This is a genomic window from Massilia sp. Leaf139, assembly GCF_001424165.1.
Classification (GTDB): domain Bacteria; phylum Pseudomonadota; class Gammaproteobacteria; order Burkholderiales; family Burkholderiaceae_D; genus Telluria.
The window spans coordinates 94,017-112,181 of sequence record NZ_LMOJ01000003.1; the positions used below are offsets into that span (position 1 = coordinate 94,017).

The window sequence follows — 18,165 nt, forward strand, 5'->3', positions numbered from 1 at the left end:
TCTCGACCTATATATGTTCTAAGACACTATTAAGTTGATTTACTTCAATCTTATTTAAATTGTTTGCATGACTTACAACTTTGCTTCTGAAGTCGTAACTCATTAGTTGTTTGTGCAAAACTGAAGGATCATGGCGACCTGAGAACACAGCATAGACGGATCCCACGGCGACTGCTTTAACTTTATTGATAACAACCTTAGGGGTATTTCCGATAAAACCAGACGCTATCAATAGTTCGGGAACTGAATGAGGCTTATACCTATACCATACCGCTCGCGCGGTACATGTACTATACTTCTGCCAGCTATCCTGCACGGTCAAAAGATACTGCGAAAGCTGCGCAGATAATTTTTCCGCATGTGATTGGATTAGCCAACAGCGCCGGCCCTTCTCAACATAATATTGGATAAAGGCCTTTTCGTCCAAAGTACTTTTTCCCGACGGGAAATTACGGAGACTTGTTATCGCTGGCACGACATCGGTGCGTCTACTCAAACCATGAAATAGTCGTTCTTCTTCGGTCAACACAAAAATCTCCTGGCCCCCTGGACTTAGTCCCCGAAGGGCAAAAGTGGATGCTGATCGCGGAGTGTACTTCAACACTTCGCTAGTGCTCCCAGAGGGGCTTGAAACATATTCCACTGCACCATCAGCGTGAATTATTCCAAATCTCCACAACCCCGCTTTATTCGCCTTATCAATAATAGTTATCGAAGCGGTAGTCAGAACTTTCGGAAATATATCCGCAGCAAATCTGAGGACGGTTACAGACCAGCCTTCATTCTTTATGAAGTTTCGTAATTCTAAGGCGCTAGGTCTTGTCACCCACTCATAAGGAATAACTTGAACAACTAAACCATCATCTTTTGTCGATAAGATAGCTTTTGTTAAAAATAGTACGAACGCATTAGCTGTAGCTTTTAACTTAACACCGGATTGCGCAAAGTCGTGAAGTACCGCAGAACGCCAGTCTTTGTCAAGATGATGATGGCGTACATAAGGCGGATTACCAATGCACAGATCAAAATCGACATAATTTTTCTCCAAGGCGTCACCTAACACAACTCTAGCGTTAGGAGGCAGTTGGGCGGTTTGAAACCGAGAACAGTCGCGTTCAATACCTAAATAGCTTTCGAAATATTCTGGCCTTAAGGCAAAGCGGCAATCGCCAGCACCGAAGTCAATAACATTTTTGAACTTTGAACGCTCGCGAGCTTCTCTCGCCAATCCCCACGCTAAGTCGACAACTTCGTGGGGTGTTTCAATCTGACAACTTGCTAGGTGAACATCCTTCATTTTGCTGGCTTGAATTGCAATGTAACTCAACATTATGGCATGTATGCCCTGTCGGTGAGTAACCCTATTCTAGCCATAGAGGAAATTTATTTGTGGCAACCCGCCCTTTGCTTGTCGAGGGGGCTGCCGTCTATGGGTGCGATGACGATGTGGTTGTTGAGTAAGGTGACCGCCTCGTGGCTACGAGGACAGGAAGCCAATAGGGGCGTCCACAATCTGCATCAACCGTTGGTCTACCTAGATAGTGTCCCTCGGAGGCTGATAGTGGGGTAGACAAGCCACCGGTGCCTTGACAACCCGTCATGTTCACATCGAGGCAGACTTAACGCAGACTCAAAAGTGCCGACGACTACGGAAGTCTGATCCTACTTGGATTAGAACGAAGCACATGTAGAGCAGATCGCAGCGCCGTTATACGCCCTCTGCCGTGCCTCGCAAGATGTGTGTCAGCGCGTTCGCGGACGTGGAAACGACCGGATCAGAAACACCATTTATGGAAACGACATCGCGGCGGCAGTGGACTAATCGCTGACCACCTAAAAACTTTCGACTTAGCCACCATTAAGTCGAATTATTTGCAGCATGATTATGTTTCGACAAGGAGCGGTTTCAACCCCACAGCTACGACCCGAAAGGTTCTAACCGGTGCTGGCCCCGACCGGCATTGTTCCCTGGTCATCTCACGAGTGGGACGCCCGCATTCCCGATGACGCCTCACAGCCCTATCGGCACGCGTTCGTCCTTGTAATGATGTTCATTCTGATGCAAAATCGATTCATCTTTGATGCTGGAGGCGCCATGAGGACGACGGTCACGATCGACGACGAGCTGTACGCGAAAGCCCTGGACATGGCCGATCCGGAGATGGATCGGGCAGACCTGTTCCGGGAAGCCATCAAAACGTTTGTCCGGGTGCAGGCGGCAAAGCGTCTCGCGGCACTCGGGGGAGCGTCACCGGAGATGCCCGAGGTGCCGCGCCGCGCCGCTGAATCGGCATGACGGGCGGTGTCCTGGTCGACACCTCGGTATGGGTCGATCATTTTAGGCGCCGCAACGAGGCCCTCGTCGGTCTACTGACGCTGGATCTGGCGTTGACGCATCCAATGATCGTGACGGAGCTGGCATGTGGTACGCCGCCGTCGCCGCGGGCGCGCACACTCAGTGACATCGCAATGCTTCCGCAGACGCGGCAAGCGAGCCTGAACGAAGTGAGGGAGCTGATCGAGCGCGAACAGCTATTCGGGCTCGGATGTGGCCTGGTCGACCTGGCGCTGTTGGCATCGGCATTGCTCACGCCAGGTGCCCGGTTGTGGACACAGGACAAGCGCCTCTTGCAGCTGGCCGAGCGGTTTGGCATCGCTTATCTGCCAGCTCGACACTAGCAAAGTTGTTGTGTTCGTTTGGATCAATCCGCTTTAGTGCTGGATAGTCGTCGTTCACTTAGCACGGATTAAGGTAAATAGTTTCTACGGTGCCTTTTCTGTTCCACGGGACGCTTTCGACGCCGCGATCGGGACAAAAGCCGGGCAGGTATTAGAAGAGATAGAGGAAAAGGTGAGCTTCTACAGGGAGCTGGCCAGCGATGGATCACGCTGAGTATCGAGTGAGCCACTTGGAAACTGACACATGTTGCAGGCTCAGTTGCCGTGGGAGGACTTTTCTAATTCGAGCATCCTGCCTACTGTCGTTGACGGATGTGCTATATGACTCCCGGTAGGCTGATCGAACATGATGTAGCTTTGAATTCGCCCATTCCGAAGTGCCCGTAGGGGCTGTCGATACTGCGAAGGCAACCGGGGTGTTAAAGATGAGCTACTTCCAACGGGTGAATGCAGTCTGCAGGGCAAACTCAACATAACTTCGAATATGCAGCTGGATGAGCCATGTCCTTCATCGCCGGTGTCTACCAAAGAATTCAAGCACCATCCGACTTGCCTCCGGCCCTGCTTCCGCATTGAATCGCAAATTCGAATCGCCACCGCTCCATGCATGGCCCAAGCCCGCGATACGAACCACGCGTAACACGACCTTGCGCCCGATTAGGTAATCGTGAATCTCCTGCGCATTCCGGCCGCCGCCCCGGCCAGCTGGTTTCACCGTCACGCGCGTTGCCGGACCGTCCGGTACGCCATTCAATTGCAACCACTGACGCGTCAGGTGCTGCTGGTTTATCGGACGCACCACCTGGTCGTCATCCCCCTGGATCAGGACAGCAGGTATCATCGGCATCAATTCCGGCGCGCGTGGCGACGCGTTCGCGGCACGGCGCTGCATTACGCCAAGGATCGCCGCATCGGACTGCGCCCCCGCGCCATGGCGCATCACATGCAGCGCACCTGCAGGTGTATGCCCGACACCGAACACGGGCCCGGAATGCAGGCCGACAGCAGCGATCAATTCAGGATGATTCAGCGCGAGCACGGCCGCCATGCCGGCACCGGCGGACAGGCCGCACGCATAGATGCGGCGCCGGTCGATCGAATGCTGTTCACATAGGTTCCCGATCAACGCCGCCAACGCGACGGTTTCCCCACCGCCCTGCTGGGTGGATCGGTCATACCAGCGCCAGCAGCGCTGGGCCTGCACACTCATCAGTTGCTCCGGATAGAGCACCGCGTAGCCTTTGTCTTCCGCCAGCCGGTTCATGCGTGTGCCCTGGGCGAACTCGGTCGCGCTCTGTTGACAGCCGTGCAGCATCACGATCAATGGCCAGCCGTGTCGCTCCACGATGTCCGGAATACGCTTCGGTACGTACAGCCAGTAACGCATGTATTGTACGACTGCCTGTCCCGGCCGTATCGGAAGCGGATAGCGCTCTGCCAGCCATTGGCCCGGCGCGGACCGACTGGATTGCTGGTGGCGCCAGACGTCCGCTAACGGGACTTGCAGATTGGCGTGCGTTGACAGAGCTTTGCGCGGCGGCGCCTTGCGCGCGCGCTTTTTCGGTGGCGTCGCGTAGGTGTCCAACACCTTGAACAGCGTCGACTGTTGCGTTTTTGCGGCTCGAGCCAGCGTGCGCATGAGCCGTACACCCGGGGCGCGTTTCGCCATAGTGTTCCGCCAATTTTATGGTGCACTGCAATATACCGCCGACTCTACACGTGTTCCGTGCGCTGGCATACCCCAACCGTCATCTGCTCCAGCTGCCGTTGGATTGGCGTCCTGAGCCGCCCCGGGTTTTCGTGGCGGCGGGTCAGGGCGAGCCAGGCCTGGTGATCTGCACGGGAAGTTCTACCTTTAATCTGGCTCTGCAGGAAGAAGCGCAACATTTCCCTGCTGGCGTTAGGACTACTCACATCGGTATAGCTGCCGCGTCCGCTCCCATCTGACCAGGCATGTGCAGCGCCATGGATGATCCAGCGCCCGGCCGCTACCTCGCCTGAAAGGACGTACTCGCCCAATGTGCCTGTTTAGCACCTACGCGAAGTACAGTCACACATTTACTTCATCCCCGTCAGTAGTCACACATTTCCTTCGTGAGTAGTCACACATTTCCTTCATCGGACGACGGCCTTGCCTACGGGACAACGCCTCGACACCCGTACCTTAGAGAACATTGCTACCGCACGCCACTACTGTGCATTTATACAGTGCTATGACTCTCGTTTGGTTATTTAAGAGAAGCAGCATGACGAAGCAGCGCGCAGCCAGAACTGATTACACCGCTGTTGCATTCGATTTTCCACACGAACCAGATGGCACGCACTGGAATCGCCTCGTGACCTAGAATATATGCGAGGAACTTGCGCTGCATCTCGCAAGCGAATGCGCACAGCTCCAGCTGGAGTCGGATCGGTCTGTCAGGCCGATCGACATACTGCTGAAAGTGTATCTTCTGGTTGAAGCACTTGGGTTGGGCGAGCTACCTTTATTACGGTGGGTAATTCGTCGCGTCGCGGCCTTGCTTGACTGGCCAGCGCCAGACGTCGCTCAACAACAATGAGCAACACGACATGCTGTCCAACCAATTCATTCGAAGGAGATCAACAATGAATTTTCAGCTAAATTTTCTAGAACACGACGTCTCGATTGCTGAGGAAACCTAGACTGCTTTGGTAACCACAGGCACCGATCCGTCCCTTGCGAATATCCGGGCTGCCATCATGGGCGTTCTAGAGCGGAACGGTACTTTTACCGTTGAGGACGCCAATGACCAGGTCGTACGCCGTATCGAGACCGCTACTGAGTTTGAAGGATTCATGCAAGAAGTTGAGATGCAGCGCAACAGTATCAACAGGAGCAGGCTCAATAAAATCCATTGCATGGTTCGTGGTGCCGTCGACATGGCTGGCTACTCCGACGCCAGCCATCTGGGATGGGCGTCAGAACAACGCACCCTGCGGTCTGGTAAGGCGCGCGACGCTATCGCCGACAAAGGGCAGAATGCCGTCGGCGACAGGTTCCAGCTGCTTGACCAGATAGTGCTCGTAATCGATCGGCGACCGCTTATCTTCCATCCAGGCCTCCATCGGCTCAGGCCCGGCGGTCGTCATCAGGTAGCGAATCCAGCCCGTTGCGGTATTGCGCTCCCCGGCCTTGGGCGATATAAAAGCCGTCAGCGATGCGGGCGGCGCGCACGTGTGACGGCACGTTGTGCTCGTACTGCTCGAGTGGCTGGCGCAGGCGCTTGTAATAGACGAGCAGGTCGTCGAAGTCCCCGCGCAGGATGCGTGCCACGTAGTCGCGCACGTAGTCCTCGTAGGACTCGCGCCGGAAGATGCAGCCGTACAAACCCTGCTGGAACTGCTGCGCCAGCGGCGTCCAGTCGATGCGCACCGCTTCCAGGCCCTTGAACACGATCAAATCAAAGCCATCAGGCGTGCCGGCCAGGCCGGCATAGCGCTTCTTGCTGCCCTTGATGGAGCCGCGCACGGTCGGCATCAGGAAGCGCCAAAAATGCGTATCGTACTCCAGCTCGAGCGCGCTCCCGAGCCCAGACTCCTCGTGCAGACATTAGAAGAGTTGGAACGATGCACTGCAAAATTTATCTAGCTTCAGCCCTGTTCCTATTAGCGGCTCACAATGTTTGATTGGTCTCAGCGGCAATGTATGGAACAGCTAGCATTCGCCAACCTTGGCAGGCTCGTGTATAAAGTAGAACCGCTAACGTCGAAAGAATTGATATGACCTTTTGTTTCGCATACGCGAAGAATGGAATAAGCCTCGTTGCGGCCGACACACGAGTAACCTTCGGGTCAGCGCCACTCACTGCGGCAGATGATCGGGAATTCATCATCGAGCATGACTTAGGCGTGCTCACGCTCTCGGAGAAATATCGGAAAATCCAATTCGTCGAAGGCAGCTGGTATACGGCTGCTGGAGACTACCTTGTCAGCCGCGAGTTGCTCAGCTGCATAAAGCGAAAAAATGCATCGGATAGGAATGGCGCATTGAAAGCGATAAACACTGAGGTTTGCAATGTTGTGCAAGCGGTGGTATCTCAGACCAACTTACCAATCGACGGACGATATAACGTCCGGATTCTCGGAGCTCCTTATAAGACAGGGAATAATCGCGCCTGGGCAGCACAAATTTATCCTGAGGACACTGCTGCGGTTATTGCAATGGCTCAGTTGGTGGCGAACTGGCCCTTCTCAATTGATGACGCAACCAAAAAAAATGCTGAGAATCGCTTTCTCACGACAGTAGAAAGTAGCATTCATGCAGCCGACTATATGAAGGCAGCGGCACAAATGATAACTTTCGGCATGGGTGCCCCAGACTGCAGTGACTATGCTCAAATTGGCCTGACAATATACGAAGGTGGCGACCGTTCAAAATCATTCTATGTCCAAGGAGCTGCGATCGATCTAGCGAACATGTCAAACGAGGAGATAATGGCTCATTCGGAACCTGCACAATGAAAAAATCGCATACTAAATTTAGTTGCTCGATTAAAATTTAAGTAGAACAGTTACCTTATGTATTCTGGGACATGCGTGTTAACAACCCCGGTAATTGTACCGGCATTGCGTTTCGATCAGTTCGACTTCGGACTGGAGTCGGAATTTGTTACAGGGTGTACGATCGCATGTCCTGACGCTAAAACGATTGTCACGACGATGCACATAACGCGGTGCACCTCAGCACGCACCATGGAAGACCTTGCTCTTGCATTACTTAGATTGATATTATTTAGGCTTGAAGCTAAATTTGGAATGCTGACTGGAACCTCAACCTGTCAAATTCAAAATTTGCAGGACGAAGCTGGGCGCCGACTAATCTCCGCTCGGGGCAGCGCCACGATGCCCAGCGTGTCACCCGCATCAATTATCATCGAGCGAAGTACGGAAGAGCTCCGATCCGTCATCGAAGCACCTGCCACGCCAAAAGATATTTATTTAGAGCTTTATCATCATGCCCGCTCCGCCACAAATCCCACTGTGCAGTTCCTAGGGCATTACTTGATCATATCTGCTCTTCTAGGCGAACCATCGCAAGCACGATTTGATAAATTTGTAGCCGATCATGATCCTTCTAACCCTCCTTTCTCCCCACATCCGAAAACTGGCAGGGACGAATCGATCTATACGCGGCTGCGGAATGAAGTGACGCATGTAAGGACTCCTCCGGGAAGTATCTTCCCCAAAGATCCTATCCGCAGTCAAGGGGAAATCGAGCTTAGTTGCGGCGGCCTATCCCGCCTAGCACGCATTGCAATTGATCTTTTAGCGTAAATTTGTTTATTTTTTATTGACTCGAGGATCACGCAACGTTATCGACATAATCCTGCTAGCCACCGAACGGTATTTTCACATGCCTTACTTTTGCGTAGACTCGTCCATCGTCCATATGAGAGGACACAAAGGTGAAAGTACCATCACGCGGCTCACTTCGTTACATTGAGGGCGACTTGCTTTGGCCAATCTGATCCCCTAGTGCTCGTCCGGAGCCTCGCGAACGTAGTATGCGGGCGGCATACGACTGCAGTACCTCTTTTTCGTCACCGGAGGTGAACTTCTGCTTCAGCTGCATTACCGTTGCTTCGTTAGTTGTCAAGTCCCGCCTGGTCATAAACCCGTTTAACGAATAATTCCGGGCGCTTCTTCTGCCATTCCTTGAGCGCCAGGATCGGTGTCTTGCTGTCGATGGCCCGTTGCGGAATATGGTGGTTGTACAGCTTCAAATAGTTCAGCAAAGTCGTCTCCAGGTCAGCCCTGCTGTCGAAGCGCGTCTGCTGCAGTAGCTCATTGATACGGCCATTGAAGCGTTCCACCATGCCGTTCGTTTGCGGGTGGCGTGGCGGCGCCAGGCGGTGCTCGACAGGTAGAGCGGCGCAAGCGACATCGAAGGCATGTTTGCCGCTGGGCTTCTTGTCCTTGTTGGCGAAGTGGTCGGTAAATTGAGAACCGTTGTCGGTCAGGATCTTGGCAATCTTGATCGGCGAAGCGAGCGTGAGCCGGCGCAGAAAATCGACGCTGCTCTTGTCCGTCATGTCGCCATAAATGTGCATGAATACCCAGCGCGTCGCGCGGTCGATGGCAACGAACAGGTAGCGGCGCGAAGTCTCATCGGGCATTTGCGGCAGGTATTTGATGTCGATGTGGATGAAGCCCGGCTCGTAGTCCTTGAAGGTCTTTTTCGGCGGCAGCGTCTCGCCTTCGGCCTTCGGAATGACGTCCTCCAGGCGCGACATGCCTTCGCGCTTGAGAAGCCGGGCGATGCCGGATCGGGAAACCTCGGAATTGATGTATTGCCGAGTAATGAACAGCAGGTCGTCCAGTGGCAGATAGAGTGTCTGGCGCAGCGCAAGAACGATATTCTCCTGGGCAGCACTGAGGGTCGTGTGCAGCGTATGGGCACGATGGGAGCGGTCTTGTATGTCATCGCGCTTGAGCCATTTCTTGGCGGTGGCCCGGGTAATGTTGAAGACCTTCGCTGCCTGGCGATCCGACAGGCCGGAGTCCTTGATCTCTTGCCGGATTTTCGGGGTAGTACGCGCTTGCGGGTGAATGCGTGCACTCATGCTGCCAGCTGCTCCTGCTGTGAGTGAATGCCTGGACTGCTGAACCCAGCAATCAACTCGCCAAGCATAGCCTTTGCACGGAACAAAGGCCAGCTACGACGAGGGACATGATCACACGAAACTAAACAGTTAGTTGCTTTGAGATCAAAATCTCGCTGCTATCGAGGATGCTCTGAACCTCGCGGTAGTTGGCCTTCCCCCACCACGACGGACACTTTCGATAGGTATGATGTTCCTATCGGAGGTATTGAATGGCACGTGAAAGACGGTTGTTCTCAGAAGAGTTTAAGCGCGAAGCAGTCAAGCTGGTAGGCCAGCCTGGCGCGAGCAAGGCAGCAATAGCCCGCGATCTTGGCATCGGTGCTAATTTGCTGGGACGGTGGTACAGAGATTCCAACGTCGATGCAGAGGTCGCAATCGGGCGTGAGAAGGTATCGGCCCAGGAATACGAGCGCATGCGGCGCGAGCTGGCGCAGGTCAAGACGGAGCGCGACATATTAAAAAAGGCGCTCGGCTACTTCGCAGCCGACCTCAAGTGAAGTACGGCTTCATCGCCAAATATCGACCCATCTGGCCAACACGAACGATGTGCCGTCTGCTCGGCGTATCGAGCAGTGGCTTCTACGACTGGCTCGGCCGGCCAGCAAGTGCCCATGAACGCGAGAACGCCCAGCTCCTCAACGCAATCAAGCACAGCCACGAAGCCAGCGATGGCACATACGGTTCGCCGCGCGTAGTGCGAGACCTTATCGACGCTGGTTTTTCCTGCAGCGAGAATCGCGTGGCGCGACTGATGAAAGCGGCCGGCATCAAGGCCCGTCACAAGCGGCGCCGGGCGCCAGGTCAGCTTGACTCACCAGTGCATGCCATCGCACCGAACCTGCTGGACCGGCAGTTTGAAGCGACAGGCCCGAACCAGAAATGGGCGGCCGACTTCACTTACGTATGGACTGGCGAAGGCTGGCTGTTTGTTGCTGTCGTGCTGGATCTGTACTCACGGCGCGTGGTGGGCTGGTCAATGCAGCCGACAATAACGGCAAAGCTAGTGATGGACGCTCTGCTGATGGCCGTCTTTCGTCGTGGCCGACCTCACGCTGTGCTGCATCACTCGGATAGTAAGAATGTCGGTGCCAGTGTTCCTGCGCGATCTGTTTCTCCATAGGATAGATCAACCAGAAATGATCTGGTGCTGTAGAGCGTTCTGGGCGACCTGACCCGCACTCTGATCGACAAAATACTGTCTTCCCCTGGATCTGTCGGTCGCCCAGCAACGTTTTGCGGCGAGGTTTCGCCTCGTCGGTACATGTGACCCAAGAAGGGCCTGACGCTCTGTCGCTTTACTGTCTTGTCCAGGTATTGGTGAGCGGCGAAATCGCCTAACTATTACCTTTGGGGAGCGGCGGGCCATGGATGAGCAACGGGTTGTAATCGGTGGTGTGGATACCCACAAGGATCTGCATTTCGCAGCGGTAGTGGATGGTCAGGATCACGTTCTGGGCAACGAGTGCTTCGCAAATACGCGTCATGGGTACAAACAGATGTTGGCTTGGTTTCGTTCGTATGGTGAGCTTGCTCGGATCGGTGTGGAATGCACCGGAACCTACGGCGCCAGTTTACTCCGTTACCTTCAGCAAGCTGGCGTCACCGTGCTGGAAGTGACGGCGCCGGATAAACATGATCGCCGCAAGCGAGGTAAGGACGATACGATCGATGCAGAAAATGCTGCCCATGCAGCGTTGGCCCAGGTGCGTACCGTCACACCCAAGACACGCGATGGCATGGTCGAATCCTTGCGGGTACTGAAAGCGTGCCGCAAGACTGCGATCGCCGCTCGCCGGGTTGCCCTGCAACTCATTCAAAACACGATCGTTAGCGCACCAGACGAGCTTCGGGAATCGCTGCGCAAGTTGACACGCATGCAGCTCATACGAACCCTGGCAGCCTGGCGCCCGAACCTGTCCGATTACCGAAATCTGACCTCGGCTTATCGTATCGCGCTCAAGTCCCTGGGCCGGCGCTATCTGGAATTGCACGATGAGATCGCTGACCTCGACACCATGATTGCTGGGCTCGTCGAGGAATTAGCTCCAGAACTCATTGCGCAAAACTCGATTGGATATGAGTCGGCGTCTCAGCTGTTACTGACGGCTGGCGATAACAGTGAGCGCCTGCAGTCCGAGACCAGTTTTGCTGCGCTATGCGGCGTCAGCCCAGTGCCCGCCTCCTCCGGAAAAGTCTCAAGACATCGCTTGAATCGTGGAGGCGACAGAGCGGCAAACAGCGCGCTGAATATCATTGCGATTGGTCGCTTGCGGACCGATGCCCGGACACAGGCATATGTAACCAAACGGCTCAGTGAGGGACATTCCAAACTTGAAGCCATCCGTTGCCTCAAGCGCTACATTGCTCGCGAAGTCTTTCACATCATTCGACGAAGGCAGCATGAGATCAACACCACACAAATCGCCGCTTGACACTTAGAAGGGCGTCCAGGGCTCGCAATATACGAGCTAGGATTTCCAGCGCCTGCTCGAATCACACGGCATTGTTTGCAGCATGAGCCGTCGCGACAACTGCTGGGACAACGCTGCAATGGAAAGCTTCTTCTCGACGCTCAAGACTGAGCGCCTAAGCAAAAAGCATTACCGAACCAGGGATGAGTTACGCGCAGACGTGTTTGATTACATAGAAAGGTTCTACAATCCACGCCGGCGTCATTCCACTATCGGCTACATCGGCCCGGTACAGTTTGAAAATCTAAAATGCGCCTAACGGAAGTGTCCGTATCGATGGGGGAAGGCCAGATTTCCCTCTGCCATTGGGTCTTTCATTGAGCTTTTGGTCTTCTATTGTAATGACACTGTCGCGTAGGCTTTTAGATTGATCGAATTAGGTATCTCGGCCATCGACAAGACACGAAGGTGCGGCAGTACTCGCTCGGAAAGCATGCGCATGTGACGTCGTAAGTCAGGCGAACAAAGTAAAACAGGAAGCATATTGCTTTTCATCATTCGCTCGGATTGGGCCGCTAGCCGCGACAAGAGCAGTTCCGCTGTCTTAGGCTCCACCGCTAGCGTAGTACCTGTCTCGACGGCCCTTACGCTTTCGATTAGCGTTTGTTCGATGGCCGGGTCGAGCGTTACGACATGGAGCGCCGTCTGTTCTCCTAGAAGGGCTGCACAGATTGCCGGGCCCAGGCGCTGGCGCACCACCTCGGTGAGATATCCCAGATCCTTGCTACTACGGCCGACGTCGACGAGGGTCTCCAGCACCACCTCTAGGTTGCGGATCGACACCTTTTCCTTCAACAGGTTTTGCAGAACCTTCTGCACGTCGCTGAGCGACAGGATGGTCGGCACCAGTTCTTCGACCAATCCGGGCTGCTGGTCGCGGATGCGCTGCAGCAGCCGGTCGGTTTCCGTGCGGGTCAGCAAAGCGGCGGATTGCTGCTTCAGCACCTCGCTCAGATGGGTCACAAATACGGTTCCCGGATCGACCAGGGTGTAGCGCGAAGCGCGCGCGACTTCCTTTTCGCTGTCCTCGACCCAGACGGCAGCCAGCCCGTAGGTCGGCTCGCGCGTCGCGATGCCTTTCAAAGGACGCGCCTCGCCGCCGGCATGGATCGCCAGCGTCCGATCGGTCATGATGTCGCCACGTCCGGCGATGACGCCGAATACGTAGAGCTCGTAGGCGTTCGCGCCAAGGTGCGGCGCGTCACGGAAGCGCACGCGTGGCAACACCATGCCGGACTCGAGGGCATACTGCTTGCGAATCGCCGCGATGCGCTCCATGAAGACGGTTTGTTCGCCGGCCACCATCGGCGCGATGCCGGAGCCGACCAGTACCTCGACCGCCTCGACCTTTAGCGAATCGTAAGTCGTCTGCTCGTCACCGGTGGCGGCGGGCGCTTCCTCCTCGACCGCATCCTTGCCGCCCGTCTGGCGGCGCGCGATCACGATCCCGGCGAGCAGCAAACCGCTTACAAGGAACAGCACAGGCACGACGGGAATGCCAGGCATGAGCAGCATGATCGACAGGGCCCCTGCGACGATGAACAAGGTCTTTGGGAACGAGGTCATCTGATGCAACACTTCCTTGCTGAGGTTGCCGTCCGACGCCGACCGGGTCACGATGATGCCGGTGCCCACCGCGATGACGAGCGCGGGCACTTGGGTGACGATGCCGTCTCCCACCGTCAGCAGCGTGAAGGTCTGCAGTGCTTCGTCCCAGCGCATGCCCATCTGCATGACACCGATCACCAGGCCGCCGATGATATTGATGAGCAGGATAACGATGCCGGCGATCGCGTCGCCCTTGACGAATTTACTGGCGCCATCCATCGCGCCGTAGAACCCGGTCTCCTTCTCGAGCGTCTTGCGGCGACGCTTGGCCTCTTCCTGGTCGATGAAACCCATGTTGAGGTCGGCGTCGATACTCATCTGCTGGCCAGGCATGCTGTCTAGCGTGAAGCGCGCGGCCACCTCCGATACGCGCTGCGCGCCGTTGGTAACGACGACGTACTGCACGACGACCAGGATCAGGAACACGATCATGCCGATCACGTAGTTGCCGCCGATGACGTAGGAGCCGATCGAGGAAATCACGCGCCCGGCGTCGGCGTCGGTCAGGATCAGGCGAGTGGCGGCGACGTTCAGGGCCAGCCGGAACAGCGTGGCGATCAGTAGCAGCGAGGGGAAGGTCGAGAATTCCACCGGCCGCGTTATGTAGAAGGTCAGCAGCAGGATCAGCAAGGCGAAACTGACGTTGACGAGGATGAGGAAGTCGAGCGCGACCGATGGGATCGGTACGAACAGGACTGTCAGGATGCCGACGACCAGCAGCACCATCACCAGGTCGGAGTTACCGCCAAAAAAACGACGCAACATTACACTGCCTTTCTAGACGCGCTTCGAATTGCGCATTGAATAAACCCACACCATGATCTTGGCGACCTGCGGATACCACTTTTCCGGCACGTAGCCTTCGTAATCGACTTCGCGGAACAAGGCCCGTGCCAGCGGCTTGTTCTGCACGACCGGGATGTTGTGGCGACTGGCCGTCTCGCGCATCTGGCGCGCCAGCGCCCCCGCCCCTTTCGCGATCACTTTCGGCGCGCCGGATTCGCCGTGGCGGTAGCTCAGCGCCACGGCGATGCGGGTGGGATTGGTGATCAGGACGTCGGCCTTCGGCACGTTCGCCGCCGACTTGCTTCGCTTGAGCACTTCCTGACGCAGCTCGCGGATGCGTGAGCGGATGCGCGGATCGCCTTCCCGGTTCTTCGATTCGTCGCGCACGTCGCGTTTGCTCATCCGCATTTTCTTTGCGAACTCCATTCGCGTGAACACAAGATCGAGCACGCCGATCACGAGCAGGGCCAGCACCAGCTTGACCATTAGCGCCGCCGACAGGCCGATCAAGGGCTGGGCATAGGCCTTGGCGTCGACGGTCGTCAGGGCGACCATGCCGGGAACGGCGTCGCGCACCACGACGTACATCAGCGCGCCCAGCACGACGAGCTTGATCAAACTCTTGACCGTCTCGAACACGGTACGCATGGAGAAGATCCGCTTCAGGCCCGTACCTGGACTGATGCGGCTCAGGTCGGGAATCAAAGGATGAAAGCTGAACACGGGGCCGGTCTGAAACAGATTGACGACGACCGCCACCACCACCAGGGTCAGCAGGAACGGCCCCATGACGGCCAGCATGCCGATCGCCAGTTCGCCCATCCAGGCCGCTACCGCATCGACGCCCATCTCGCCGCGCAGGGGCCGCGTGAGGATCCGCTGCTGCATCTGCAGCAACTCGCGCAGCCCAGTCCAGCCGATCGAATACAGCGAGACGGTCAGCGCCGCCATCATCGCCATCGCGGTGAAATCATTGCTTTTGGCGACCGAGCCCTTCTTGCGCGCTTCTTCCAGCTTGTAGGGAGTGGCGCTTTCGGATAGATCCGCGTCCTGCTCAGCCATGGGTCAACACCTGTTCCCAGAATTGAAAGATCGACGCGTACACCTTGCTCATGCCCGGCCCCAGCGTGACCACGGTCAGCGCGAACAGCGACAGGCCGGCCACCAGCTTGATGGGAATGAGCACAATGATCACGTTCATTTGCGGCAGCACGCGCGATACCACCGCAAGTCCCAGCTCGACCAACAGCAGGCACAGCACCACCGGAATCACCAGCGACAAGCCCAGCGAAAACACCAGGCCGAACTGGGCAACGACCGCGTCGGCATCGAGCGCGGCGAAGCCGCTGCCCGGTGGGACGCTACGCAGCGAGAACGCCAGGCCGCGCATGAAGGCATGATGGGCATCCATGCCGAAGAAAACGACGACCGCCGCCATGTTGAGCATCGTGGCGAACAGCGGCGCACCGCTCCGCGTGACCGGGTCGTACACACCCCCGATGCCGAAGCCGCTCTGGATGTCGAGGATCTTGCCGGCCAGGGAAAAGGCGCCGAATGCCGCCATCACGCCGAATGCCAGCGTGGCGCCGACCGCCACTTCCAGCACCGCTGCGAACACGATCGCGCCGAGCGAGAGCGCGGCCGGCGCAGGCGGCACCTGCAGGTTCGACACCAGCAGTGCGCTCAGCACCAGGGTCAGCAGCACACGTACGGTCACCAGGCCGTTCAGGCCGGTGAAAACCGGCGACAACATCAGGAGCACGCCGACCCTCAGGGACACCAGGAACACCGACATGGCCCACGCCGGATCGAAGTCGATCGTCATGCGCCTGCCTAGAAGTAGCTCGGAATATTGGCGATCAGGCTGGCCGAGAATCCGACCAGCCGCTTGAGCATCCACGGCCCGCACACGACCAGCACCACCACCGCCGTGACGATTTTGGGAACGAAGGTCAGGGACGCTTCCTGAATCTGGGTTACCACCTGCAGCACGCTGACGATCAGTCCCACCACCAGCGTGACGGCCAGCAGCGGCGCCGAGATGATCAGCGCGTTCCACAGCAGTTCGGAGAGCAGCTGCAACGCGAGATCAGGCCGCATGGTGCCTCCGGTTGAGGTACGCGCGCCGGTTGAGTGGATGATGCATATTAAATCCTGAATCTGTCGACATGAAAATGATGGGATCGCCGCTCAGCTATGGCGGGCGAGCAGCTGGTCGATGGCTTCGCCGACCAGCTGCGCGCAGGCGGGCTGGCTTTCCATGGCTTGCTGCACGTCGTCGACCAGTTGATGAAACCGGGGATCGGCCACCATTTGCTCGCCGAAGGACGACAGCAGCACTGCCTCCAGAAAAACCCGGAAGGCCTTCCGGCCGCGCTGCGGATCGTCGCGCCCGATCTGGCGGATGCGCGCCGCGATCAGGCCCGGCAGCCTGGACTGCGCATACCGCGCGCCGCGCGGCTGGCTCTCGGCAAGCGCGCCTGCCGCGCGTTGCAGCGGCGTGGCGACCTTCGACAGCTCGCTACGGATGACCGTGACGAGCTGGCTGACGCTGGAGACCGGGCTGCTGGCGACCATTCGACTCAGTGGCTGGTATTGCCGGTGTAGGCGGACAGCAGCAGGTGCGGGATGTCCTCGGCCGCAGCCGGTTCCGGCGCGCTCTGCCCTCGCGTTGCGCGCAGCGGAGCCAATTCGTCCAGCAGCCTGCGCATATCGGTGTTCAACGCGTCGTTGGCGTGGTTGTGTGCAATGCCGCTTTCCAGCAGGCGCACGGTCTCGTCGAATTCGTCGCGCACCAGCGCGCACAATCCTTCGCCGAACAGGCGCAGCGGATCGGCCTGGCCCAGATCCGAGAGCGGCGCCAGCACCTGCACAGCGCGCTCGGCCGCGCCGCTCGTCAGCCACAACAGGCCGAGCTGCAGACGCGCGATCGACAGCCCAGGATCAAGCGCGAGCGAGGCTTCCATCTCGTTCACGGCGCGGTCGTACAGCTTGATCTGCGCGTACTCGGAGCCGAGCAGAAAGTGCGCGTTGGCGGTTGCATCGGTGCGCGACACGGCTTCCTTCAAGTAGGCAATGGCGGCGCCGGCTGCACCACCGTTGCTCGCATCGATCGCCAATTGCAGCAGTTCGGTCTGGTCCAGCAGCGATAAGGAATTGGGAATCATGATGTCGTCTCCTGAAAAATGTTTGCTTCGATGCCGGCGGCGCGTACGCGCGTCAAAAACGCAGATCCATGTCGCTGGACTTTTCCAGCTGAATGCGCAGTCCCGCCAGCGCCTGCTTATGTAATTGCGATACGCGTCCGCGGGTGAGCGACATGTTCGTCGCCACCTCCTCGAACGCCATGTGGTGCAGATAGTGCGAGGTGATCACCTGCCGCTGGTTTGGCGGAAGCGCACGCACCGCCACCTTAATTCGTGACTGTAACCGCTTCATCTCCACCGCGGTATAGCTGTTATCGGCATAGTGGGCATCTTCGGACATGTGCATGCCCGACTCCTCGAGCGCGAGCCCGACCGCCAGGCCGATCGCGATCTCCGCCAGCCGCGCGAACACGTCCTGCGCGCCCGCCTGCTCCGGCGCCTTCTCGGCGAGCGAAGCGACACGCTGACTGACCAGGCGCTTGCGCGCATGCAGCTGCTGCTGAAGTTCGCTACAGGTTTCGATCCCGTTGAGCATCGCGCCATTGATCCGGCTGCTGGCATAGGTTTCGAACTTGATGCCTCGTGCTGGTTCATAGCGGTCGATCGCTTCGATCAGCCCCACCCTCGCATACTGAAAATAATCGTCGAACTCCATTTCGGTAAAGATCCGCCGCGCGAACACCTTGGCCGCTAGCATTCGCGCAAACTCCGTGTACGCCGCCAGCAGCCGCTCGCGCGCCGCCGGGTCGCGGCTGTGCACATAGTATGCCCACAGATCCGAAACTTCCCCGGCATCGGGACGCAACGGAGGGCGTACGGCAAGCGAAGTCGGCGAGTTCATCGGCGGGC

General features: G+C 57.2%; 17 protein-coding genes and 2 pseudogenes. 8 read left to right on the forward strand and 11 right to left on the reverse strand.

Annotated features, from left to right (window positions below):
* Nucleotides 1-7: 7 nt before the first annotated feature.
* Complete coding sequence (locus tag ASF77_RS07345) at nucleotides 8-1,330, reverse strand: Eco57I restriction-modification methylase domain-containing protein (RefSeq protein WP_056336993.1); 1,323 nt, start codon at nucleotides 1,328-1,330, stop codon at nucleotides 8-10.
* 765 nt (nucleotides 1,331-2,095) lie between these two features.
* Between ASF77_RS07345 and ASF77_RS07350 the strand changes: the two genes are divergently transcribed.
* Nucleotides 2,096-2,296, forward strand: coding sequence for a type II toxin-antitoxin system VapB family antitoxin (locus tag ASF77_RS07350; protein WP_056337103.1), 201 nt, complete (start codon nucleotides 2,096-2,098; stop codon nucleotides 2,294-2,296).
* Nucleotides 2,293-2,679, forward strand: a complete 387-nt coding sequence (locus tag ASF77_RS07355) for a type II toxin-antitoxin system VapC family toxin (protein WP_056336996.1) — start codon at nucleotides 2,293-2,295, stop codon at nucleotides 2,677-2,679. Before ASF77_RS07350 ends, ASF77_RS07355 begins: the two co-directional genes overlap by 4 nt.
* Before the next feature lie 508 nt (nucleotides 2,680-3,187).
* Here ASF77_RS07355 and ASF77_RS07360 read toward each other — a convergent pair.
* Together ASF77_RS07360 and ASF77_RS07365 are read right to left on the reverse strand one after the other, a co-directional pair.
* Complete coding sequence (locus ASF77_RS07360) at nucleotides 3,188-4,348, reverse strand: PHB depolymerase family esterase (RefSeq protein WP_056336999.1); 1,161 nt, start codon at nucleotides 4,346-4,348, stop codon at nucleotides 3,188-3,190.
* Between the two features lie 1,271 nt (nucleotides 4,349-5,619).
* A pseudogene (locus tag ASF77_RS07365) lies at nucleotides 5,620-6,247 on the reverse strand (DNA polymerase domain-containing protein); the annotation flags it as partial.
* 173 nt (nucleotides 6,248-6,420) lie between these two features.
* Between ASF77_RS07365 and ASF77_RS24115 the strand changes: the two are divergent.
* Both ASF77_RS24115 and ASF77_RS24120 read left to right on the forward strand, forming a co-directional pair.
* Nucleotides 6,421-7,161 carry a hypothetical protein gene (locus ASF77_RS24115; protein WP_156648783.1) on the forward strand — a complete coding sequence of 247 codons (741 nt, stop codon included), beginning with the start codon at nucleotides 6,421-6,423 and terminating at the stop codon, nucleotides 7,159-7,161.
* Between the two features lie 231 nt (nucleotides 7,162-7,392).
* Nucleotides 7,393-7,974, forward strand: a complete 582-nt coding sequence (locus tag ASF77_RS24120) for a hypothetical protein (protein WP_156648784.1) — start codon at nucleotides 7,393-7,395, stop codon at nucleotides 7,972-7,974.
* A 311-nt stretch (nucleotides 7,975-8,285) separates the two neighbouring features.
* On the opposite strand, the gene ASF77_RS07370 is transcribed toward ASF77_RS24120, so the two are convergent.
* The gene (locus ASF77_RS07370) at nucleotides 8,286-9,263 is read right to left on the reverse strand and encodes an IS481 family transposase (RefSeq protein ID WP_056337004.1); all 978 of its coding nucleotides are present in this window, start codon (nucleotides 9,261-9,263) and stop codon (nucleotides 8,286-8,288) included.
* Nucleotides 9,264-9,514: 251 nt separating this feature from the next.
* Here ASF77_RS07370 and ASF77_RS07375 point away from each other — a divergent pair, with 251 nt between their 5' ends.
* The 4 genes and pseudogenes from ASF77_RS07375 to ASF77_RS23555 form a co-directional block, all read left to right on the forward strand.
* Nucleotides 9,515-9,802 (forward strand): IS3 family transposase, encoded by a 288-nt coding sequence (locus ASF77_RS07375; RefSeq protein WP_056337007.1) that lies wholly within the window; start codon nucleotides 9,515-9,517, stop codon nucleotides 9,800-9,802.
* The gene (locus ASF77_RS23550; protein ID WP_162244837.1) at nucleotides 9,799-10,425 is read left to right on the forward strand and encodes an IS3 family transposase; all 627 of its coding nucleotides are present in this window, start codon (nucleotides 9,799-9,801) and stop codon (nucleotides 10,423-10,425) included. The genes ASF77_RS07375 and ASF77_RS23550 overlap by 4 nt, the downstream gene beginning before the upstream one ends.
* A 244-nt stretch (nucleotides 10,426-10,669) precedes the next feature.
* Nucleotides 10,670-11,737 (forward strand): IS110 family transposase, encoded by a 1,068-nt coding sequence (locus ASF77_RS07380; RefSeq protein ID WP_056337011.1) that lies wholly within the window; start codon nucleotides 10,670-10,672, stop codon nucleotides 11,735-11,737.
* Nucleotides 11,738-11,753: 16 nt separating this feature from the next.
* Nucleotides 11,754-12,035 (forward strand): annotated as a pseudogene (locus ASF77_RS23555) (IS3 family transposase); the annotation flags it as partial.
* 74 nt (nucleotides 12,036-12,109) lie between these two features.
* On the opposite strand, the gene ASF77_RS07385 reads toward ASF77_RS23555, so the two are convergent.
* The 7 genes from ASF77_RS07385 to ASF77_RS07415 all read right to left on the reverse strand — a co-directional run bounded on the left by ASF77_RS07385 (nucleotide 12,110) and on the right by ASF77_RS07415 (nucleotide 18,157).
* Nucleotides 12,110-14,149, reverse strand: a complete 2,040-nt coding sequence (locus ASF77_RS07385) for a flagellar biosynthesis protein FlhA (RefSeq protein WP_056337014.1) — start codon at nucleotides 14,147-14,149, stop codon at nucleotides 12,110-12,112.
* A gap of 12 nt (nucleotides 14,150-14,161) precedes the next feature.
* Nucleotides 14,162-15,232, reverse strand: coding sequence for a flagellar biosynthesis protein FlhB (locus ASF77_RS07390; protein ID WP_056337017.1), 1,071 nt, complete (start codon nucleotides 15,230-15,232; stop codon nucleotides 14,162-14,164).
* Nucleotides 15,225-15,995 carry a flagellar biosynthetic protein FliR gene (locus ASF77_RS07395; protein ID WP_056337020.1) on the reverse strand — a complete coding sequence of 257 codons (771 nt, stop codon included), beginning with the start codon at nucleotides 15,993-15,995 and terminating at the stop codon, nucleotides 15,225-15,227. Before ASF77_RS07395 ends, ASF77_RS07390 begins: the two co-directional genes overlap by 8 nt.
* 8 nt (nucleotides 15,996-16,003) lie before the next feature.
* A complete protein-coding gene (fliQ, locus tag ASF77_RS07400) occupies nucleotides 16,004-16,270 on the reverse strand; it encodes a flagellar biosynthesis protein FliQ (RefSeq protein ID WP_056337023.1) in 267 nt (88 codons plus the stop codon).
* 90 nt (nucleotides 16,271-16,360) lie between these two features.
* Nucleotides 16,361-16,747 carry a hypothetical protein gene (locus ASF77_RS07405; protein ID WP_056337027.1) on the reverse strand — a complete coding sequence of 129 codons (387 nt, stop codon included), beginning with the start codon at nucleotides 16,745-16,747 and terminating at the stop codon, nucleotides 16,361-16,363.
* 5 nt (nucleotides 16,748-16,752) lie between these two features.
* Complete coding sequence (locus ASF77_RS07410) at nucleotides 16,753-17,337, reverse strand: lipopolysaccharide assembly protein LapB (RefSeq protein WP_056337030.1); 585 nt, start codon at nucleotides 17,335-17,337, stop codon at nucleotides 16,753-16,755.
* 52 nt (nucleotides 17,338-17,389) lie between these two features.
* Complete coding sequence (locus ASF77_RS07415; RefSeq protein ID WP_082493638.1) at nucleotides 17,390-18,157, reverse strand: sigma-70 family RNA polymerase sigma factor; 768 nt, start codon at nucleotides 18,155-18,157, stop codon at nucleotides 17,390-17,392.
* Nucleotides 18,158-18,165: the final 8 nt, after the last annotated feature.

What these genes read in the sequence shown, in the direction of transcription:
- ASF77_RS07345 (WP_056336993.1), bottom strand. Translation starts at nt 1,330, where the DNA reads ATGTTGAGTTACATTGCAATTCAAGCCAGCAAAATGAAGGATGTTCAC.
- ASF77_RS07350 (WP_056337103.1), top strand. Translation starts at nt 2,096, where the DNA reads ATGAGGACGACGGTCACGATCGACGACGAGCTGTACGCGAAAGCCCTG.
- ASF77_RS07355 (WP_056336996.1), top strand. Translation starts at nt 2,293, where the DNA reads ATGACGGGCGGTGTCCTGGTCGACACCTCGGTATGGGTCGATCATTTT.
- ASF77_RS07360 (WP_056336999.1), bottom strand. Translation starts at nt 4,348, where the DNA reads ATGGCGAAACGCGCCCCGGGTGTACGGCTCATGCGCACGCTGGCTCGA.
- ASF77_RS24115 (WP_156648783.1), top strand. Translation starts at nt 6,421, where the DNA reads ATGACCTTTTGTTTCGCATACGCGAAGAATGGAATAAGCCTCGTTGCG.
- ASF77_RS24120 (WP_156648784.1), top strand. Translation starts at nt 7,393, where the DNA reads ATGGAAGACCTTGCTCTTGCATTACTTAGATTGATATTATTTAGGCTT.
- ASF77_RS07370 (WP_056337004.1), bottom strand. Translation starts at nt 9,263, where the DNA reads ATGAGTGCACGCATTCACCCGCAAGCGCGTACTACCCCGAAAATCCGG.
- ASF77_RS07375 (WP_056337007.1), top strand. Translation starts at nt 9,515, where the DNA reads ATGGCACGTGAAAGACGGTTGTTCTCAGAAGAGTTTAAGCGCGAAGCA.
- ASF77_RS07380 (WP_056337011.1), top strand. Translation starts at nt 10,670, where the DNA reads ATGGATGAGCAACGGGTTGTAATCGGTGGTGTGGATACCCACAAGGAT.
- ASF77_RS07385 (WP_056337014.1), bottom strand. Translation starts at nt 14,149, where the DNA reads ATGTTGCGTCGTTTTTTTGGCGGTAACTCCGACCTGGTGATGGTGCTG.
- ASF77_RS07390 (WP_056337017.1), bottom strand. Translation starts at nt 15,232, where the DNA reads ATGGCTGAGCAGGACGCGGATCTATCCGAAAGCGCCACTCCCTACAAG.
- ASF77_RS07395 (WP_056337020.1), bottom strand. Translation starts at nt 15,995, where the DNA reads ATGACGATCGACTTCGATCCGGCGTGGGCCATGTCGGTGTTCCTGGTG.
- fliQ (WP_056337023.1), bottom strand. Translation starts at nt 16,270, where the DNA reads ATGCGGCCTGATCTCGCGTTGCAGCTGCTCTCCGAACTGCTGTGGAAC.
- ASF77_RS07405 (WP_056337027.1), bottom strand. Translation starts at nt 16,747, where the DNA reads ATGGTCGCCAGCAGCCCGGTCTCCAGCGTCAGCCAGCTCGTCACGGTC.
- ASF77_RS07410 (WP_056337030.1), bottom strand. Translation starts at nt 17,337, where the DNA reads ATGATTCCCAATTCCTTATCGCTGCTGGACCAGACCGAACTGCTGCAA.
- ASF77_RS07415 (WP_082493638.1), bottom strand. Translation starts at nt 18,157, where the DNA reads ATGAACTCGCCGACTTCGCTTGCCGTACGCCCTCCGTTGCGTCCCGAT.